The sequence below is a fragment of the Candidatus Spongiihabitans sp. genome (assembly GCF_965247905.1).
Classification (GTDB): Bacteria; Pseudomonadota; Gammaproteobacteria; order Arenicellales; family Poriferihabitantaceae; genus Spongiihabitans.
Window position 1 is genome coordinate 703,701 of sequence record NZ_OZ252047.1, and the last position, 17,036, is coordinate 720,736.

At 52.9% G+C, this 17,036-nt stretch carries 17 protein-coding genes and 1 pseudogene; 9 read left to right on the plus strand and 9 right to left on the minus strand.

The window, feature by feature from the left end:
- The first annotated feature begins 66 nt into the window (after nucleotides 1–66).
- On the plus strand, nucleotides 67–723 hold the full coding sequence (locus tag ACP158_RS03460; RefSeq protein ID WP_424947588.1) for a peroxiredoxin: 657 nt from the start codon (nucleotides 67–69) through the stop codon (nucleotides 721–723).
- Between the two features lie 402 nt (nucleotides 724–1,125).
- Here the strand turns inward: ACP158_RS03460 and ACP158_RS03465 are convergent, their stop codons facing one another.
- The 3 genes from ACP158_RS03465 to ACP158_RS03475 form a co-directional block, all read right to left on the minus strand.
- Complete coding sequence (locus ACP158_RS03465; protein ID WP_424947589.1) at nucleotides 1,126–1,686, minus strand: thioredoxin family protein; 561 nt, start codon at nucleotides 1,684–1,686, stop codon at nucleotides 1,126–1,128.
- A gap of 176 nt (nucleotides 1,687–1,862) precedes the next feature.
- On the minus strand, nucleotides 1,863–2,498 hold the full coding sequence (locus ACP158_RS03470) for an MjaI family restriction endonuclease (RefSeq protein WP_424947590.1): 636 nt from the start codon (nucleotides 2,496–2,498) through the stop codon (nucleotides 1,863–1,865).
- Entirely contained in the window at nucleotides 2,491–3,810 is a 1,320-nt protein-coding gene (locus tag ACP158_RS03475) for a DNA methyltransferase (RefSeq protein WP_424947591.1), read from the minus strand. Before ACP158_RS03475 ends, ACP158_RS03470 begins: the two co-directional genes overlap by 8 nt.
- 127 nt (nucleotides 3,811–3,937) lie before the next feature.
- Between ACP158_RS03475 and ACP158_RS03480 the strand changes: the two genes are divergently transcribed.
- The gene (locus ACP158_RS03480) at nucleotides 3,938–4,672 is read left to right on the plus strand and encodes a phosphoribosyltransferase (protein WP_424947592.1); all 735 of its coding nucleotides are present in this window, start codon (nucleotides 3,938–3,940) and stop codon (nucleotides 4,670–4,672) included.
- Here the strand turns inward: ACP158_RS03480 and mtgA are convergent.
- On the minus strand, nucleotides 4,669–5,382 hold the full coding sequence (gene mtgA, locus ACP158_RS03485) for a monofunctional biosynthetic peptidoglycan transglycosylase (protein WP_424947593.1): 714 nt from the start codon (nucleotides 5,380–5,382) through the stop codon (nucleotides 4,669–4,671). The genes ACP158_RS03480 and mtgA overlap by 4 nt on opposite strands.
- A 21-nt stretch (nucleotides 5,383–5,403) precedes the next feature.
- Here mtgA and ACP158_RS03490 point away from each other — a divergent pair, with 21 nt between their 5' ends.
- Nucleotides 5,404–5,577 carry a hypothetical protein gene (locus ACP158_RS03490; RefSeq protein ID WP_424947594.1) on the plus strand — a complete coding sequence of 58 codons (174 nt, stop codon included), beginning with the start codon at nucleotides 5,404–5,406 and terminating at the stop codon, nucleotides 5,575–5,577.
- A 94-nt stretch (nucleotides 5,578–5,671) separates the two neighbouring features.
- On the opposite strand, the gene ACP158_RS03495 is transcribed toward ACP158_RS03490, so the two are convergent.
- The 3 genes from ACP158_RS03495 to ACP158_RS03505 all read right to left on the minus strand — a co-directional run bounded on the left by ACP158_RS03495 (nucleotide 5,672) and on the right by ACP158_RS03505 (nucleotide 11,801).
- Nucleotides 5,672–7,219, minus strand: a complete 1,548-nt coding sequence (locus tag ACP158_RS03495) for a gamma-glutamyltransferase family protein (RefSeq protein ID WP_424948390.1) — start codon at nucleotides 7,217–7,219, stop codon at nucleotides 5,672–5,674.
- A gap of 191 nt (nucleotides 7,220–7,410) precedes the next feature.
- Nucleotides 7,411–10,707, minus strand: a complete 3,297-nt coding sequence (locus tag ACP158_RS03500; protein ID WP_424947595.1) for an efflux RND transporter permease subunit — start codon at nucleotides 10,705–10,707, stop codon at nucleotides 7,411–7,413.
- Nucleotides 10,704–11,801: an efflux RND transporter periplasmic adaptor subunit gene (locus tag ACP158_RS03505; RefSeq protein ID WP_424947596.1), complete on the minus strand. Its 1,098-nt coding sequence runs from the start codon at nucleotides 11,799–11,801 to the stop codon at nucleotides 10,704–10,706. Before ACP158_RS03505 ends, ACP158_RS03500 begins: the two co-directional genes overlap by 4 nt.
- 239 nt (nucleotides 11,802–12,040) lie before the next feature.
- On the opposite strand from ACP158_RS03505, the gene ACP158_RS03510 reads away from it, so the two are divergent.
- Complete coding sequence (locus ACP158_RS03510; RefSeq protein ID WP_424947597.1) at nucleotides 12,041–12,877, plus strand: alpha/beta hydrolase; 837 nt, start codon at nucleotides 12,041–12,043, stop codon at nucleotides 12,875–12,877.
- Nucleotides 12,878–12,913: 36 nt separating this feature from the next.
- A pseudogene (locus ACP158_RS03515) lies at nucleotides 12,914–13,016 on the plus strand (IS1595 family transposase); the annotation flags it as partial.
- Nucleotides 13,017–13,197: 181 nt separating this feature from the next.
- Here the strand turns inward: ACP158_RS03515 and ACP158_RS03520 are convergent.
- Complete coding sequence (locus ACP158_RS03520; protein ID WP_424947598.1) at nucleotides 13,198–13,347, minus strand: hypothetical protein; 150 nt, start codon at nucleotides 13,345–13,347, stop codon at nucleotides 13,198–13,200.
- Nucleotides 13,299–13,442, minus strand: a complete 144-nt coding sequence (locus ACP158_RS03525) for a hypothetical protein (protein WP_424947599.1) — start codon at nucleotides 13,440–13,442, stop codon at nucleotides 13,299–13,301. Before ACP158_RS03525 ends, ACP158_RS03520 begins: the two co-directional genes overlap by 49 nt.
- A 411-nt stretch (nucleotides 13,443–13,853) precedes the next feature.
- Between ACP158_RS03525 and ACP158_RS03530 the strand changes: the two genes are divergently transcribed.
- Genes ACP158_RS03530 through ACP158_RS03545 form a run of 4 tightly spaced genes read left to right on the plus strand, consistent with a single transcriptional unit; the run spans nucleotide 13,854 to nucleotide 16,890 of the window.
- Nucleotides 13,854–14,171 (plus strand): hypothetical protein, encoded by a 318-nt coding sequence (locus ACP158_RS03530; protein ID WP_424947600.1) that lies wholly within the window; start codon nucleotides 13,854–13,856, stop codon nucleotides 14,169–14,171.
- A gap of 54 nt (nucleotides 14,172–14,225) precedes the next feature.
- Entirely contained in the window at nucleotides 14,226–15,494 is a 1,269-nt protein-coding gene (locus tag ACP158_RS03535) for an MFS transporter (RefSeq protein ID WP_424947601.1), read from the plus strand.
- A gap of 2 nt (nucleotides 15,495–15,496) precedes the next feature.
- Nucleotides 15,497–16,306, plus strand: coding sequence for a HalD/BesD family halogenase (locus ACP158_RS03540; RefSeq protein WP_424947602.1), 810 nt, complete (start codon nucleotides 15,497–15,499; stop codon nucleotides 16,304–16,306).
- Between the two features lie 11 nt (nucleotides 16,307–16,317).
- A complete protein-coding gene (locus tag ACP158_RS03545; protein WP_424947603.1) occupies nucleotides 16,318–16,890 on the plus strand; it encodes a dimethylsulfonioproprionate lyase family protein in 573 nt (190 codons plus the stop codon).
- The last annotated feature ends 146 nt before the right edge of the window (nucleotides 16,891–17,036 follow it).

Sequence of the window (17,036 nt, forward strand, 5' to 3'; positions counted from 1 at the left end):
TAGGTGTATAATAATTTGCTTCGACAGTATAATTTTTAACATCAGCAGCACCAAGAGGGCAGTAAAATGACTTTAAGAATTAATGATCAAGCGCCGGACTTCATGGCCAATACCACGCACGGTGAAATTAGTTTTCATGAATGGCTGGGTGATGGTTGGGGGATTCTTTTTTCCCATCCCAAGGATTTCACGCCAGTCTGCACGACCGAACTAGGCTATGTCGCCAAGCTCAAGCCGGAATTTGAAAAACGCAATTGCAAGGTCATCGGATTGAGCATCGATGCGGTTGAGGATCACTCTGAATGGGCCAAAGACATCGAGGAAACCCAGGGATATGCGGTCAACTTCCCGATGATTGGCGATACCGATCTCAGCGTCGCCAAGAAATACAACATGTTTCCCGCGGACGAGAGCGGCACTTCGGAAGGGCGCACCGCCATGACCAATGCCACGGTGCGTACGGTTTATGTCGTCGGCCCCGATAAAAACATCAAGTTGATGATGACCTATCCGATGACCACCGGCCGCAATTTCGATGAAATTTTGCGTGTCATCGATTCCATGCAACTGACCGCCGCGCATAAAGTGGCGACCCCGGTGAACTGGAAACAGGGCGATGATGTGATCATCGTGCCGGCGGTTTCCGATGAACAAGCCAAAGAGAAATATCCCGACGGCTGGAACACCGTGAAGCCGTATCTGCGGTTGGTCAAACAGCCGTGACGATAACGGCGATCCGCCCCCGCCGTCATTATTGGGCTTGACCCGATAATCCAGTGAAAAAACACAGCGGCGATAGCCGCTGACATTATCGCCCCCGCCGTCCATGGCGGTCGGCAAATAATTGTTCCCGACATTATTTGCACTTCCACCGTCCATGGCGGTCGGCAAATAATTGTTCCCGACATTATTTGCACTTCCACCGTCCATGGCGGTCGGCAAATAATTGTTCCCGACATTATTTGCACTTCCACCGTCCATGGCGGTCGGCAAATAATTGTTCCCGACATTATTTGCACTTCCACCGTCCATGGCGGTCGTGTCCCGTTGCGCAAAGCCCGCAATGACGACCGGGTCTGTTTATCTAAGTAGGTAATTCCCCAAATTATTGGGGCCGAAAATAGTTTAGGCGCGGTTAGACCATTTTATCGAGCAGCCGATGCTGGGGATTTGCTCCGCAGGTCCCCGCCCGGTTTGCGCGATGCGCTTCATCGCCTCATATAATTCCTGGCGGACGCCTGGCTTTGCCGGATTTTTTCCGCTTTCATCCAGGCGGCCGCGGTATTGCAGTTGAAGATCGGCGTTGTAGCCAAAAAAATCCGGCGTGCAAATGGCGCCATAGCCTTTTGCGATTTTCTGGCTTTCGTCGATCAGGTATGGAAATGTAAAATTATGCTTGTCGGACACTTTCTTCATGTTGTCAAAAGAGTCTTCGGGATAATCGTCAGGATCGTTTGACATAATCGCCACGCTTTTTATGCCGTATTTCTCAAGGCCGCTGACATCGCTGACGATTCTATCGATAACGGCTTTGACATAAGGGCAATGATTGCAGATAAACATCACCAGCACTCCGTTTTCGCCGCGGCAGTCATTCAGCGTCCAGGTTTTCCCGTCCACCCCGCGCAAACTAAAATCCACCGCCGGCAATCCAAACTCACATACGGGTGTTTCAAGTGCTGCCATTTTTTCGCCTCCCGGTTTTTCGTCTCATTGAAATTCGCCTGAAATTATTATTTGCATGATAACCCAAAATCGGCATGCCGTCATTCCTGTTTTTATAATGTGTGCAGAAAGTTTTGAGCTTGTTGGAATCGCGCGATGTGATTCAGAAATTTTAAACGCGCTCTTTTATGGTTTATTTATCCATCTTTTAATCGCTTTATTTCTTTCTGTGTTTTTTCCACTACCTCAGTGTTTTCAATTCTTTTGCTGTCGCCTTCTTTAATGGAAAACACATAAAACACTTCTCCTCCATATTTATTTTTGAAATCTGCGTGAGATTGTTTTTGCAAAGACTGTTCTTGGTGTATCTGCGGGATATGCGAAACATCACTAACGGGCTTTATTTGAAGCCCAATGAATTTCCCGTTCACCTCTATGAAAAAATCCACGTTGTAACCCCGGTCCCATTCATCAGGAGCTGCTGTTATATTGTATCCGATCTGTTCTGCAAGTTGTCCATATATCGTCTTTATTTCTGTCTGGTAACCATCGTAGGTTCTGTCGATAACAAGAGTAAGCATATAGTCTATGCAATCTTGCTCAGTAATTTCTTCCACTTCCGATGGTATGACCTCGGTTATTTTTACATAGAGTTTTTGCCCTAATGTTTTTATATGGCATTTGTCTCTGACATTGTCAAAGTAGTATGCTTGCCACTCATCTTTTGTTTTTGGGGAGCATTTTCTTATTGCCTCGGATACTGCTCCAACATTTCTTTTGAAATTAAGTTGAAAGCGATTCATTGCGCTGTTAAGTATCCATTCTTTAGGCATTGCTCCTCTCCTGTTGATATTTGATGAATCTGGTTAAATGCCTGTGAACAGTTTTCTTGTCTGCCGAAGCAAATCCGAACTTTATTAAATGTGCGTTTATGAAGGTTTTGTTTGCCAGATACAGATAACAAAGCAGGTTGCCTTCTCGGTCGTATTTTTCGCGGTCAAATCCCAGAAACACTTTTTGTCCTTTTGTTTTTTCGTAAATAAAAGAAATTGCGTCCGCTTCGCGTTCTTTCACCGGCGTTATTCCAAGCAATCTGATTTTTATTCCGCCGCTGAGAAGAATCTTATTCGGACGGATAATTTTGTTTATATGATAAAAACAATCTTTCCGTTGCCCGTTTCCACTGCTGTCTATTTTTGATCCGAAGGCAAGTTTTTTCGGGTCGATTTTTCTTTCCATTTTCACGGTGTCCTTAAATTGATAGGGAAGTTTAGCGATCGCGCGCCGGCAACTTTGTTCCGACAACGGCGTGTTTTTTTCGGACAAAAACTCGACTTTCATCTGTTGCAGAAAGCTCTCGTTGCACCCTAGTTTCTCTCTTATTATATTGCGAAACTCCGGGTTTATTTCATAGCCAATGGAATTTCTTTGCAGATGCGCCGCGCTGAGCGAAGTGGTGCCGCTACCCAGAAAGGGATCCAAAACGGTCTCGCCGACAAAGGAAAACATCTTTATCAGTCTGTTCGGCAGTTCAATCGGAAACATTGCGATGTGCTTGTTTTGTCTTTCTCCGGCAAATCTCCAGTGCCCTGAAAAATAGGTATTCCATTCTTCATTGGTCAACCTTGATTTCTCCTTCATCTCTTTAGTAATGGTTGAGCGCTCCGGTGTTCCGGTTTTTTTGAATAACAATATAGATTCATAATCAATCTTCACGATGCCGTTTCTCGGATAGGGAAATGATCCCATGACCGCGCCACCGCCAGTGGTGTTGGTAGTGGTTTTCTTTTGCCAGATAATGGTTCCCATGTAGTCAAAGCCCACGGCCTCGCAGAACTTTATGATTTCGGTTTTAATTGGAATTACTTTGTATCTGCCGTAATACACCGAGCGCGCGAACTGATCGCCGATGTTCACGCAAAGCCTGCATCCGCCGCCGAGAACTCGGCGGCATTCCGACCAGACGAGATTTAGATGGTTTATGTATGCCTCGTAGGAATGGTTAAATCCTATTTGCCCGTCCCCACCGTAGTCTTTCAGTTGCCAATACGGCGGCGAAGTGACCACCAGTTGCACCGCGCCATCGCCAACCGAACGCATCCGTCGCGCATCGCCAGTGACTATTTTGTGCGCGGTTGTTTGCATCCGCTTATCCTATCGCACCATGTGTAACTAATCAACAATTCCGCGCATACGCCGTGTATTTTAGCGGCTATTTCTGTATCATCATCGTTAAAAAATTTCCGCTGGGATAATGCCCTGTTTTTAAGGAATGAATGATTATTACGAAAACACTAAAGCATACCGCAAGGTCATTGACATTGACTTCTGGCGCAATCCTGAAGGGGTGTCGGTGCCGGACGACGAACTCAATTTTCTGCTGGTGCCTGATGTTGTTGAATCGGTGGCTTGCCTGGACTTGGCGAAACAGGTGCACGCCTATCAAAAGCAACATGAAAACTTGCCCGAACAGATTACAAAATCGTTGATGGTGACCATGGGCGGACTGCTGCCCAGCGTCTTGCTTTACGATCATTTGGTCGAGGGCCGGCGCGGCGAAATCCCGAGAATTGAATTCGGCACGATTGGCGTCTCGTTATACAGAGGGCCGGGGGATCGCTATAAAAACCCGTTGGTGCAACACGGCATTTCCATCCCGATCACCGGCAAGACCGTGCTGGTCATCGACGACCTTGGCGACGAGGGCGGCACCATGCAGTTTCTGACGCGCTACATTCTCGACAGCGGCGCGCACAAGGTGCTGAACCTAGCGTTGTATATGAAGCCGAAAGCGATGGCGGTCAGCGGCGCCGATTTTTATTTTGGCGAAACCCCTCAGAACACCTGGATTATCACGCCGCGAGAGCGGGTGGAAACATTAATGAAACGGGTGCCGCTATGGAAACAGCGCGGCGCATCTATGGACGAGTGTCGCCGCAGATTGGTGGACTTGATCGGCTACACCGAGCAGGAAGTGGATTACTATCTCGGCCTCGCGTACCGCTAATCGAGTTGCTCCAGCAGTTTTTTGCCGCCCAACTGCGCCATCTGTTTCAATATCCAGCGCTGGCGTTTGACCACAAATGCCGAAGGGTGCAGCACCGAGTATTGCGTCGGATTGGGCAATACCGCGGCGATGCGCGCCGCCTCGTGCCGGTTTAATTGCTCCGGCGTCTTGTGGTAATAAAACGCGCTGGCGGCGCCGATGCCAAACAGGTTGTCGCCCATTTGCGCGATGTTGAGATAGACCTCCAGAATCCGTTGCTTGCTCCACATCAGTTCAATCAAAACCGCCAGCCCCGCTTCCAACGCCTTGCGCAAGTAACTGCGTCCGGACCAAAGAAAAAGATTCTTGGCGACCTGCTGGGTGATGGTGCTGGCGCCGCGCGGACGCTCGGAGTCTGCGGTGATGGCCGAGGCGATGACATGCAACAGTTCGTTGAAGTCGATGCCGAAGTGGGCCGGGAATCTCTGATCTTCGGCGGCGATAACCGCGACTGCCGCATGCCCTGAAATTTGGTCCCAATCATGCCATTGGTATTTTGCGAACTCATGCGCGCCGGACCAAACCGAATGAATATTATTTTGCAGCATGACCGAGCTGGTGATCGGATCGATCCAGCGCAGCGCTCCAATAAAAATTATGGCGCAAATTACCGGCATCAATAATAAAAACAGCGCAATGGTGAAAAGTCTGGTTTTAAGTTTTTGCCGCATCATCAATTAAATGGGGATTATATGCTTAACTTCACCGGGCTATTTCGCTGGCGTTTCAGTGCGCTGTCGCGGCGGCCGCCACCGTCCCGCGAATCCGAAATGCCGTCATTCCCGCTTTTTATAATGTCAGCGGCTACGCTGAGGTTTTCACTGGATTATCGGGTCAAGCCCGATAATGACGGCGGCGCGGAATAATGCGGGTTTAGTCATGTTCGCGAAGGCAAGGATATCAGGCAGTCCAGTATAATTCCCAATCAAATATCGCCAAATATCACGTGACAAAACAGCGTTAGAAGCCCGCGGCCATGCCGTCCTTGCGGTGGTCGGAGCCGCCGATATAACCGTCCTCGGTTTTCACGATCAACTGCGCGCCGCCCATGCTGAATGGCGTGTCCGCATCGTTGCGCGCGAGATGATGCCCGCGGTTTTTCAATTCACCGCGAACTTTGTCGCCAATGCCCTGTTCAATATGAACTTGATTATCGTCACCTACTTGCCATCTCGGCGCATCGCTTGCCGCTTGGGGGTTTAGGCCATAATCGCAAATCCGGACTGCCATTTGGGCCTGGCCCTGGGCCTGCATGTGGCCGCCCATGACACCAAAGCTCATGAACGGCGCGCCGTTGGCCGTGACGAACGCCGGGATGATAGTATGGAACGGGCGTTTGCCGCCGCCAACTTGATTCGGATGGCCGTTTTGCAACACGAAACCGGCGGCGCGGTTCTGAACACTAATGCCGGTTTCGGGGATGACGATGCCTGAGCCAAATCCCTGGTAGTTGCTTTGAATCATCGACGCCATCATGCCGGATTGGTCGGCGGCGGCAAGATAAACCGTGCCGCTGTTCGGCGGCAAACCATAGTCGGGATGCCCGGCTTTTTTCATGTCGATCAATGCGGCGCGACCCTCCAGATACCCGGCGTCCAAAAGCGCGGCGGCGTTGATGTCCATATAGGCGGGGTCGGCGATGTAGCGAAAAGCATCCGCAAAAGCCAGTTTCATCGCCTCAATTTGGCAATGCATGCTGTCTGCCGAATCCATTGCATACTGCGCGATATTATGGTGCTGCAAAATCCCGAGCATGATTAGCGCGGACAAGCCCTGGCCGTTGGGCGGAATTTCGTGCAACTCAAAACCGTTATATTTTTGCGTGAGCAAATCAACCCAGTCGGCCTGATGGGCCTCGAGGTCGGCTGCGGCCAGCTTGGCATCGGCGCGTTTCGCGGCGGCGACCATCTTGTCCGCCAACTCGCCGCGATAAAACGCCTCGCCTTTCGTGTCGGCGATTTTCTCCAGCGTCCGCGCCTGATCCGGGAAGCGGAATAACTGGCCCGCTGATGGCGCGCTGCCGCCCGGCAGGAACGGCGCAAAATCTTCGTAGGCAGAAAATGTTTGCGCCGCCGCAGCCCAGGCATGCGCGGTAATCGGCGTCACCATAAAACCATGGTCGGCGTACTCGATGGCAGATTCAAACAGCGTGCCGAATGGAAGTCTGCCAAAGCGGCTGGACAACGCCACCCAGGCGCTCACCGCCCCCGGCACGGTCACGCTGTCCCAGCCGCGTTGCGGCATCTCGCATCGCCCGGCAAAATCATCGGCCGATACCGCCGCCGGACTCCGTCCCGAAGCGTTCAAGCCATGCAGTTGCGCGCCGTCCCACAAAATACAAAAGGCATCGCTGCCGATGCCGTTGCTGGTCGGTTCCACAACCGTCAACGTAATTGCCGTGGCAATGGCAGCATCTATCGCATTACCGCCTTGGCGCATGATTGACAACCCGGCCTGCACAGCCAGCGGCTGCGAAGTCGCCACCATATTCTTTGCCATGACCGGCATACGCCGGGAAGGATAGGGAAATTGCGCGCGCGGAAATTGTCCCTGAAATTGTCCCTGAAATTGTCCCTGAAATTGTTCTGAGTCGTGGCTCATTTCATTTTGAATTGCGGTTTTCTTCCTTGCCCAGATCCATTCCTCTTTTTTTCCCAAAGCAAAAAATCAGCCCGCAAGACAGCATAAGGCCGCATAAGTTAGGCGGGCAATTCCTTGTTCGCCTGTAATCGTTGGAGTCGCCGATTTTCGATCGGCACCACCAGTAAAGACATCATGGGCGGGATGATCAACAAGGTAATAATCGCCGACAAACCCAACCCGCCGACCACCACAGAGCCGAGTCCGCGATATAACTCAGAGCCCGCGCCGGGGAATAAGACCAGCGGCAACATGCCGAAAACACTAGTCAAAGTGGACATAAAAATCGGCCGAATGCGATTTCGGGTGGCTTGCTTTATAGCTTGCTTGGCGGGCAGCAGATCGTGGCGAATATGGTGCAGGGTTTGATGCACCAGCAGGATTGCATTATTGACCACGATGCCGATGAGAATGACAAACCCGAGCATGGTCAGCATGTCCAGCGGCTGGCGCGTGACCAGATTCAAAAGCGCCAGTCCGCCAACGCCGCCGGCCGCCGCCGCCGGCACCGCCAGCATGATGATCATCGGATAGACAAAACTTTCGAACAGCACGGCCATGACCAGATAAACGATAATCAGCGCCAGCATCATATTAATCGCCATGGCGCCTCGGGTCTCCACCAATTTGTCGGCGGTGCCCGAAATGTTCAACTGCACGCCAGCGGGCAGCCCTTCTTGCTGCAACGGCGCGATCACCTGCTGTTTGATGATATCAATCGCGGATTCCAGCGCCAGGTCTTGATTGGGCCTGATTTCCAGGGTCACGGTGCGCAAGCGTTCGCGATGGCGTATTGCGGTGGGCCCGGCGGTCAGCAGGGTGTCCGCCAGCGACGACACCGGAACCACCTGGCCGCTGGGCGTGACCACGGGCAGGCTGTCAATGCCCTGAGTTTCGCGGACGCTTTGACTCGCGCCTTTCAAGACGATGTCCATCAATTTGCCGTCAATGGTGGACTGGGTGATTCGCATTCCGTCGTTGAACACATCAATGGTTTGCGCCAACTCCACCGCGGTCACGCCGCTATCGCTCAAGCGCAGCAGGTTAGGGATGACTCTGACTTCCGGCGCGCCCAGTTCAAGCCCGGGCACCGGCCGCCATTCGTGGCCCTCGGCGCGCGGGAACAAGCTGACGATTTTTCCGAAAGCCCGATTGGAAACCCGCAAAATGGTATCCAGGTCGGGTCCGGATACGTCCAGATCAATTTTACGTCCGCCGCCGATGCCGCGGCCAAAGATGGAGGGTTGGGTAATGAATCCGAAAGTGCCGGGCTCGCGGAACACCGGTTTTTGCAAGATCGGTTTGAGTTCGGCAACCCGCCGCGGGTCCACGGCAATGGCGCCAAGGAATGTTTGCGCGCGCGTGGCGACATAAAAAAAGCGGGCGATTTTTGGCGGTTGCGCATGTTTCGGTTTTGGCTCCGATGTTGGCTCCGATTTCATGCCCGATTCCGTTTCCGATTCTGAGGCCCACAACGGTCGGATCTCGTTTTCGATTCTCAGCGCGATGTTGGTGGTGGTCTCCAGGTTATAGCCAGGCGGCGGGATGACGATGCCGAACAGCAAGTTGCGATTGCCTTCCGGCAGATACTCGAGTTTTGGCAGGGCCAGATAGGCGCTAAAACCGGCGATCAAGGTCACTGCGGCGGTGATGACCAACGCCTTGCCGCGGCTTTTGACAACGGCATCGACAAATCCGATAGTCAGCGTTACGAATTTGCTGGCCAACCCATCGATAAAAGGAATTCGAAACGTTGCGACTTGACGACTTTTATGCGGGCGACTTTCAGGTTCAGGACTTTCACCCGCCGGCTCGGCTGTTGGCGGACTGTCCTTGAACAGCCGGTTTGACAACGCCGGGATGACGGTGATGGAAACCAACAGCGATAATAAAACCGATACCGAGATGGCGACTGCGATATCGCGAAACAACTGACCGGCTTCCAGTTCCATGATCAGGATGGGCACGAACACCATGACCGTGGTCAACGCGGAAACTAAAATCGCGCCCCAAACTTGTTGCGCGCCCAGGTAGGCGGCCTTGACATTGGAATGACCCTGTTCCTTTAACCGATAGATATTCTCCAGCACGACGATGGCGGCATCGACCACCATGCCCACCGCGAATGCCAGCCCGGCCAGGGAAATAACATTGATGGATCGTCCCAAAGCGGCCATCGCCACAAACGCGCCGATCACGGATACCGGTATTGCCAATGAAATAACCAGCATGGCTCTGAAAGAACGCAAAAACAAAATCAGAATGATTGCGGCCAACGTTCCGCCCACCCAGATATTTTGTTGCACCAGGTCGATGGATGAATTGATGTAAACGGTCTCGTCATAGACTTGCTGAAAAGTTAATCCGGCATTGGGGATGATGGATTGATTAAGCTCATCGATGGCCTCCCTTAAACCGGCCATGGTTTCAATCACGTTGGCGCCGGTTTGCCGTTCCGCACTCAGTGCCATTGACGCCTTGCCCAATAACCGGATAGTGGAGGCGGGCTCCTTGAAGCCAAATGAAATGTCGGCAACATCGGCCACCGTCACTCTGCCTAAGGCGCCATCGCCGCCGTCATCGCCAGCGTCATTGCCGCCGTTATTGATGTTGCGCACCAGGATTTGGTCAATAATTTCGAAGTTGTCCAACTCGCTTTCGGTGCGCACCACATAGCGGCGTTTGCCTTCGTCTATGCTGCCGGCGCCCAGTGAAATATTTGCATTCCTAAGCGCGCGCGTCAGATCGCTGACCGTGAGTTGATAACGCGCCAGTAAATTTGGATCGACGACAATGTGGATTTCACGCTCGCTGCCGCCATAGACGTTGATCGCGGCGATGCCAGGCACCCGTTCCAGGCGCTCTTTGACCACATCTTCAACGAAATCCCCGTATTCATGAATGGGCTTGTCATTGTCTCCCGCCTGGTTGAGTATCATCCAGGCGATCGCATTGTCTTCGCTGCCGGAGGTATCCAGGGTCGGTTGGTCGGTTTCGTTGGGATAACTGGACACCCGATCCAACCGGTTGGCGACCAGCAGCAAGGCCCGATCCATATTCGTGCCAATCTTGAATTCCAGGGTAATGCGACCGCGGCCGGGTTGCGCCCGTCCGGTGATGGAAACCAGTCCTTCGAGACCGGCAAACTCCTCTTCCTGGGGGTTGATGATTTCACGCTCGACTTCCGCCGGCGCGGCGCCAAACCAGTTGGTGGTTACGGTAATAACCGGGCGGTTTACATCCGGAGCGAGTTGAATGGGGATGGTCTGCAACGCGACCAGTCCGAACAACACGACCAATAATACGGCGGCAATAACCGCAACCGGGCGATCAATGGCGGTGCGTATGATATTCACAGATTTTCGGTGATGTTCACTGGCTGCCCGGGTGCCAGCCTTTCATTGCCGCGAATAACGACAACATCGCCGGCCTCGAGCCCGCCCAGAACTTCGATGCGCATCCCTGCCGCTTGTCCAGTTTGGATGGTTCGAATTTGCGCGACCTTGTCATTGACCACATAAACGATGTTGTCGCGGCCGCGCCGTATTACGCCGTCTTTATGCACGGTTAGCATATTTCGCGGCGCGGATGCGGGAATATGCACGGTCGCGCTTTGCTCGCTGGCGAGGAATCCGGCGTCGGCACCGAGTACGGTATTAAATCTTACCCGCCGGGTGCGCGTGCGCGGGTTTTCCTCCGGGATGATGGCGCGCACGCGTGCGCTGTGCCGGCTGCCATTTTCGAGTTCAAGGTCAAGCTCAGCATCGACGGCCAGGCCGCTTAACAATGCCGCCGGCACATCCACCTCCAATTCAAGTTGTTGGTCGGAAATTATTTTAAACACCGACTGCCCTTGCTGAAGATAATTTCCGACTTCGGTAAGTTTGCGGGTTATGGTGCCGTCAAACGGCGCCGTAATATTAACGTAACTCAATTCCAGTTCTGCGATATCAAGCGCAGCCTTGCTGCTGGCGATGCCGGCTTGTGCCTCGCTGACTCGAGCAAAAGCGATTTTTCGTTGCTGCCGAGCATCGTCATACAAGGCCTGACTCACCGCCGCGGAATCCTTCAATGCTTCGAGTCGTTTTATTGCCTGACTGGCAAGCGCCAATTGCGCTTGCGCGGTTTTCAGCCGGGTTTGCGATTCGCCCAGTTGCGATTTTGCATGTTGCTTGCGTAAGCCTAAGGGGGCTGAATCAATGCGCGCCAGCGACTGTCCTTGAATAACCGGGTCGCCAATATCCACCAACATTTCAGATATCGCCCCGCTGATGCGCGTGGCCACTGTGCCCGAACGCTTTGCGACCAGCCGCCCAAGCATGGGAACGGTTTGGGTAAAACGTTGTTCAACCACGGCGTCGACCGAGACCAGGGCCGGTTGCTGGGCATAAACAGGGGATAATCCCAGCAACAGGGTAATAAAAATACCGCTGTAAAAATTTTTGGGCACAAACATAAAACGGAAAATAAAACGATTAAAATAAAACGATTAAAATAAAACATGGATTAACTTTGAAGGGTCGGGCTAAGTGATTATCGCTTAAAAGCATAAACGGCGATAGCACTATCGCCAGCGCGATCGCCAGCACGATCTCCATGCGGCATCTTTGCGCTGCCGGCAGGCCAGGGTCGCGCGGTTGAGGTTGATTGTGCCTGGGCTTGGGTGTAGTGTGGCGGCGATTATTTTATTTGCAACCGGTCATTGGCAATGAAGATGTCCATGGAAACACCTATGGAAACATCCATGGAAATAGCCATGGAAATATCCGGCGGGCATTCACGGCAACCACATTGATAGCGCAAGACAACAACCCAAAAGGCGAGCCCGAGATAATCGAATCAATCGAAATGCAAACGGGCATCGATCCGGTTTATTCCATTATTTGGTTGCATGGACTCGGTGCCGATGGTCACGATTTTGAACCGATCGTGCCTGAACTCGGATTGCCGCAGGAAACGCCGGTGCGGTTTATTTTTCCGCATGCTCCGTTTCGGCCGATCACGGCTAACAATGGCATGAACATGCGCGCATGGTACGACATCGTTGACTTGCCCATCGATGCCGATGGCGTGGCGCGCGGCGACCGAAATGGCATGGAGCGTGGCGACCGCGAGGGTATGGAGCAATCCGCGCAAATGGTATATCGCTTGATTGAGCAGGAAAATCAGCGTGGCATCGCGACCGAGAGGATATTTTTAGCGGGGTTTTCTCAGGGCGGTGCCATCGCCCTGTTCGCCGGGTTACGACTTCAGTCGCAACTGGCCGGCATCATCGCGTTGTCCGCCTATCTTCCCGATGAGACGACCCTTGCGGCCGAAAAATCCATCCACAATCAAAGCACACCGATTTTCATGGGTCACGGCGCCCAGGATCCATTGATTCCATTGCTGATAGCAATGCGCGGCCATCTGTTATTGCGTGAACTGGGCTACGAGGTCGAGTGGCATACCTACCAGATGCCGCATTCGATGCACCCGAATGAAATCAAAGACATTGCTAATTATTTAAGGTTCAAGATACTTTAAGGCATAGTGAAATGGTCATAACTAATTGTTCTATAAATGAAAAACAAGCATGTCATTCGCTGCCGAATTTCGGGGAATAAATTCAGGGCGATTCCACGGCTGTTCTGCCTTGATATCGAGGCTTGCAAAGTCGCTCGAATCACTGGCATCTCTGGACCAGCGACCAGCCGATTGTATACTCAAATCAGACAACGCATGGCCGGGCAATGCGAGCGTATGTGTTCACTGATTCATTGCCCGTTTGGTTCCTTTCCAGCGGTGTTTTAGCGCCGCCCTCTCGGCCGTCATTTTCGCCGGCAGGCGGGAATCCAGACGCGGCGTTAGCCGCCGAGACGCGCGCATACATTAGTAAGCAACAAGCACCTCCGCCTTGCCGTCATTCTCGCATCGAACGGCGCGGCATCAAAGCAAAGGAGTCCGGCTACGCCGGACGGCATATTCCACTGGATTGCCCGGAACAAGCCGGGCAATGACGACCCTTATTTGTCATTCTCGCCGGCAGGCGGGAATCCAGAGTGGCGTAGCCGCCGGTTGTGTCACGCTTCGCGTGACAATTATTTACCATTGTCCTCTCAAAAGGACTCGTTGCCTTCCGATTCGCCATTGCCCCCCAGCCCGTCATTCTCGCCGCAGGCGGGAATCCAGTTAAAATATGTCGTCCGGCGTAGCCGGACCCCTTTGAAAGAGTGTGAGTCTCGCTTCCATATGCGCCACGAAAATAGGTGTCAATATCTGCTAAAATCTATCCGAAATCACCGCTTAAAGTATCTTGAACCTTATTTAAAGAAACATCTGGTTCATTCCACGCCAATCGATAAGCACTAATCCCGGCGCTTAATCGACCTGCTCTTAATTGACACGCTCTTAACTGACTGGTCCTCAATCGATCGAACCACCGACGGATAATACAAAAACCAGGTGAGCGTTCGTCGCATCATAACCAGCCAGCGCCTATGGCATAACGGCTATCGCCGCCATGTCTTACTGGATTATCGGGTCAAGCCCGATAATGACGGGCCGGGGAGCAGAAAAAATCTCCTGCGCGTTCGACATGTGGCGTGGCGGCGCAAATGGCTTTAGAATCGGCATCCATTTGTCATTCGGATTAGTGGGCGGATTATCGGTAGAATCCTCTTCGCACATCGTCATTCGGGATATTTCCGCTGTACATTACTGGGATGACATACAGATTAACAACATGTTGCATACGACATTGTTGAATACCGCGGCATGGTGCACGATTGTTATTTGGCAAGTCGGTGCAAATCGCTGGTGCGATTTGCACCGACATTAGGGGCAGTTTTTTTGACTTGTCAAAAAAACTGCCCCTAAACTCACAGGCTTAGATATGTGGAATGAACTTCGCGCCGCTTGGGCGCTACTCATCGGCATTGGCTTCATGATGCTCGGCAATGGTCTGCAAAGCACATTGCTGGGCTTGCGCGCCACCATGGAAGGCTTCCCGACCTTCACCACCGGCATCATGATGTCGGGCTATTACGTCGGCATCTTTGTCGGCTCGATGATTGCGCCGAAACTGGTGCAGCGGGTCGGGCATATCCGCGTATTCGCGGCGCTGGCGTCGCTCGCCTCCATCTCCATTTTGGTGCACGGCATTTATGTCGGCGCGGTCACCTGGACCATCATGCGCTTTATCACCGGCATCAGTTACGCCGGGCTGTTTGTCGTTTCCGAAAGCTGGTTGAACGATCGCGCCAGCAACGAGACCCGCGGACGGATGCTTTCGGTGTATATGGTGGTCATCACCCTCGGCATGGGCGGCGGGCAGTTCCTGCTCAACTTGAGCAGCCCGATGAAGGTCGATCTGTTCGTGCTGGTTTCAATTATCGTCTCCATCGGCTTGATTCCGATTTTGCTGACCGCGCGACCGGCGCCGGCTTTTGCATCCACCGGCAAAATGTCGCTGGCCGAGTTGTATCGCGCGTCGCCGCTGGCGGTCATCAGCAATGGCTTGACCGGCGCGGCGCAAGGCATGGTGTTCGGTTTGGGCGCGGTGTATGCGCGCCAAGAGCTGCATGATGTCGCGCTGGTTTCCATCTTCATGGCTTCGTTTTTGTTAGGCGGCTTGATTTTTCAATGGCCGATTGGCTGGATTTCAGACCGGGTCGACCGCCGGGTGACGATCATCGGCGTGTCGGTGATGGCGGTCGTGGCCTGCGTCGTGGCGTTGTTGCTGCCTAAAAGCGGAGTGCCGTTTTTCGTGACCGTCATCATGCTCGGCGGCGCGGCGATGCCGATGTATTCGCTCAGCATCGCCTACGCCAACGACCGGCTCAAGCCAGAGCAAATCGTCCCGGCCAGCGGTGCGCTGGTGATGGTGGCGGGCATGGGGCTGAGCGCGGGCCCCATCATTGTCGCCTTTTTGATGGGGCAATTCGGCTCGCTGTTTTATTTCATCGGCATCGCCAGCGCGTTCGCCTTGCTGATAGCGTTCGCGGTGTATCGCATGACCATCACCCAAAGCGTCTCCCCGGACGCCCAGCGGCAGACCGTCGTGGCCGGGCTGATCGGCACGCCGGTGGCGGAATACAATACGCCCGATGCCGAGAATTATGTGGAAGAAGTCATTTGCGCCGATGACGGACCTGCGCGATAAGCATGACGCCGCCAATCAAGCGCATCATTGATTTTCAAAAGCACCCGATCGATCAACTCGACCGGTTTGGGGCAGGTTGTAAACAACAACTCGAAAAAACCGGTTCGTTATTATTGCCGAACTTCATCACCGAGCAAGCCATTGCGCAATTAAAAGCCGAAGCCTTGGCGCATGCCCACCTTGCCTATTATTGCCAACACACTCACACCGCGTATCTGTCGCCGCCCGACCTTCATTACCCGGCCGCGCATCCGCGCAATCGTCAGATCATCAGCAATAAGGGCTGCATCACCGATGATCAAATTCCTGAAGTGTCGCTGCTGCGAATCATTTATGCCGATAGGAAGTTCCAAAAATTTCTCTGTTATGTGCTCGAACAAGATCGGCTGTTTGACTATTCGGATTCACTGTCTTCAATCAATGTTCATTACTATGCGGCCGACCAGGAACTTGGCTGGCATTTTGATAATTCTTCTTTCGCGGTAACGTTAATGATTCAACCCGCCGAATACGGCGGTGAATTTGAATACATCCCCCGATTTAGAAACCACGAAACAGGCGATATGAATTTTGCGGGCGTTGGCCAGGTGCTTGATCATGCCTTTGATCAGCCCCTTGACGGCGAAGTTGATTCGATAAAACTTAATATCATGGCCGGGACGCTGGCATTATTCAGAGGCAGAAACTCATTGCATCGGGTTACCCCGGTGACCGGCGGCAATAGAATTCAAGTCGTGTTGGCGTACAACACCGAGCCCGGCATCGCGTTGTCGGAGCAGGCGCGCCTGACTTTTTATGGGCGCACCCATTAGCCGAACAGATCATGCGCGGGTTTAAGCCAACAACAGTCGCACAACAAACCCACGGGTTCATGACCAGTTGCGCAAAATCCATGGCGCTGTGCGCCGAGTCAGCCGTCCAAGCCAATATGGTAAAGGCATTTTCAAATCAGCTCAAACATCATGCCAAACCAGAAGAGGTCAAGGGCTTCAAACCCAATCCACTGCCTTGCCTGCGCCATTTGAACTCGGTCAAGGATATGAAATTGGCGCAGGCGTTCCAGCAATTTGCCCATTACTTGCCTTGGGGTTTTTCACCGCGCACCGACGACCGCGGCGAGCATGTGGCGATTATGGATTTCAGCAAGATGTTTGAAATGGGCAAGGTCGTCGCCGGGCTGATGTATGTGGACGCGGGCTGCGCCTACCCGGAACACAACCATCCGCCGGCTGAAATTTATTTCTTGATTTCGGGAACCGCTAAGTGGCGCTGGGGCGGGCATAAAGATTATCGCCGCCTAACCGCGGGCAACCTGCTTTACAACCATCCTTACGATTGGCATGGCGTTGAGGCCGGACCGACGCCGGTGTTAGCATTGTATGTTCAGGTGATGTGAATATCTAAAACCGTGATGATGATCAAGGTATAGTTCCGCCGTCTATCACGACCATAATCAATAACCGACGATGACAGCGGTGACGAGGGCGGTGACGGCGGAATGACAGCATCGGTGCCGCAACCCCACGCCGTCATTATCGAGCT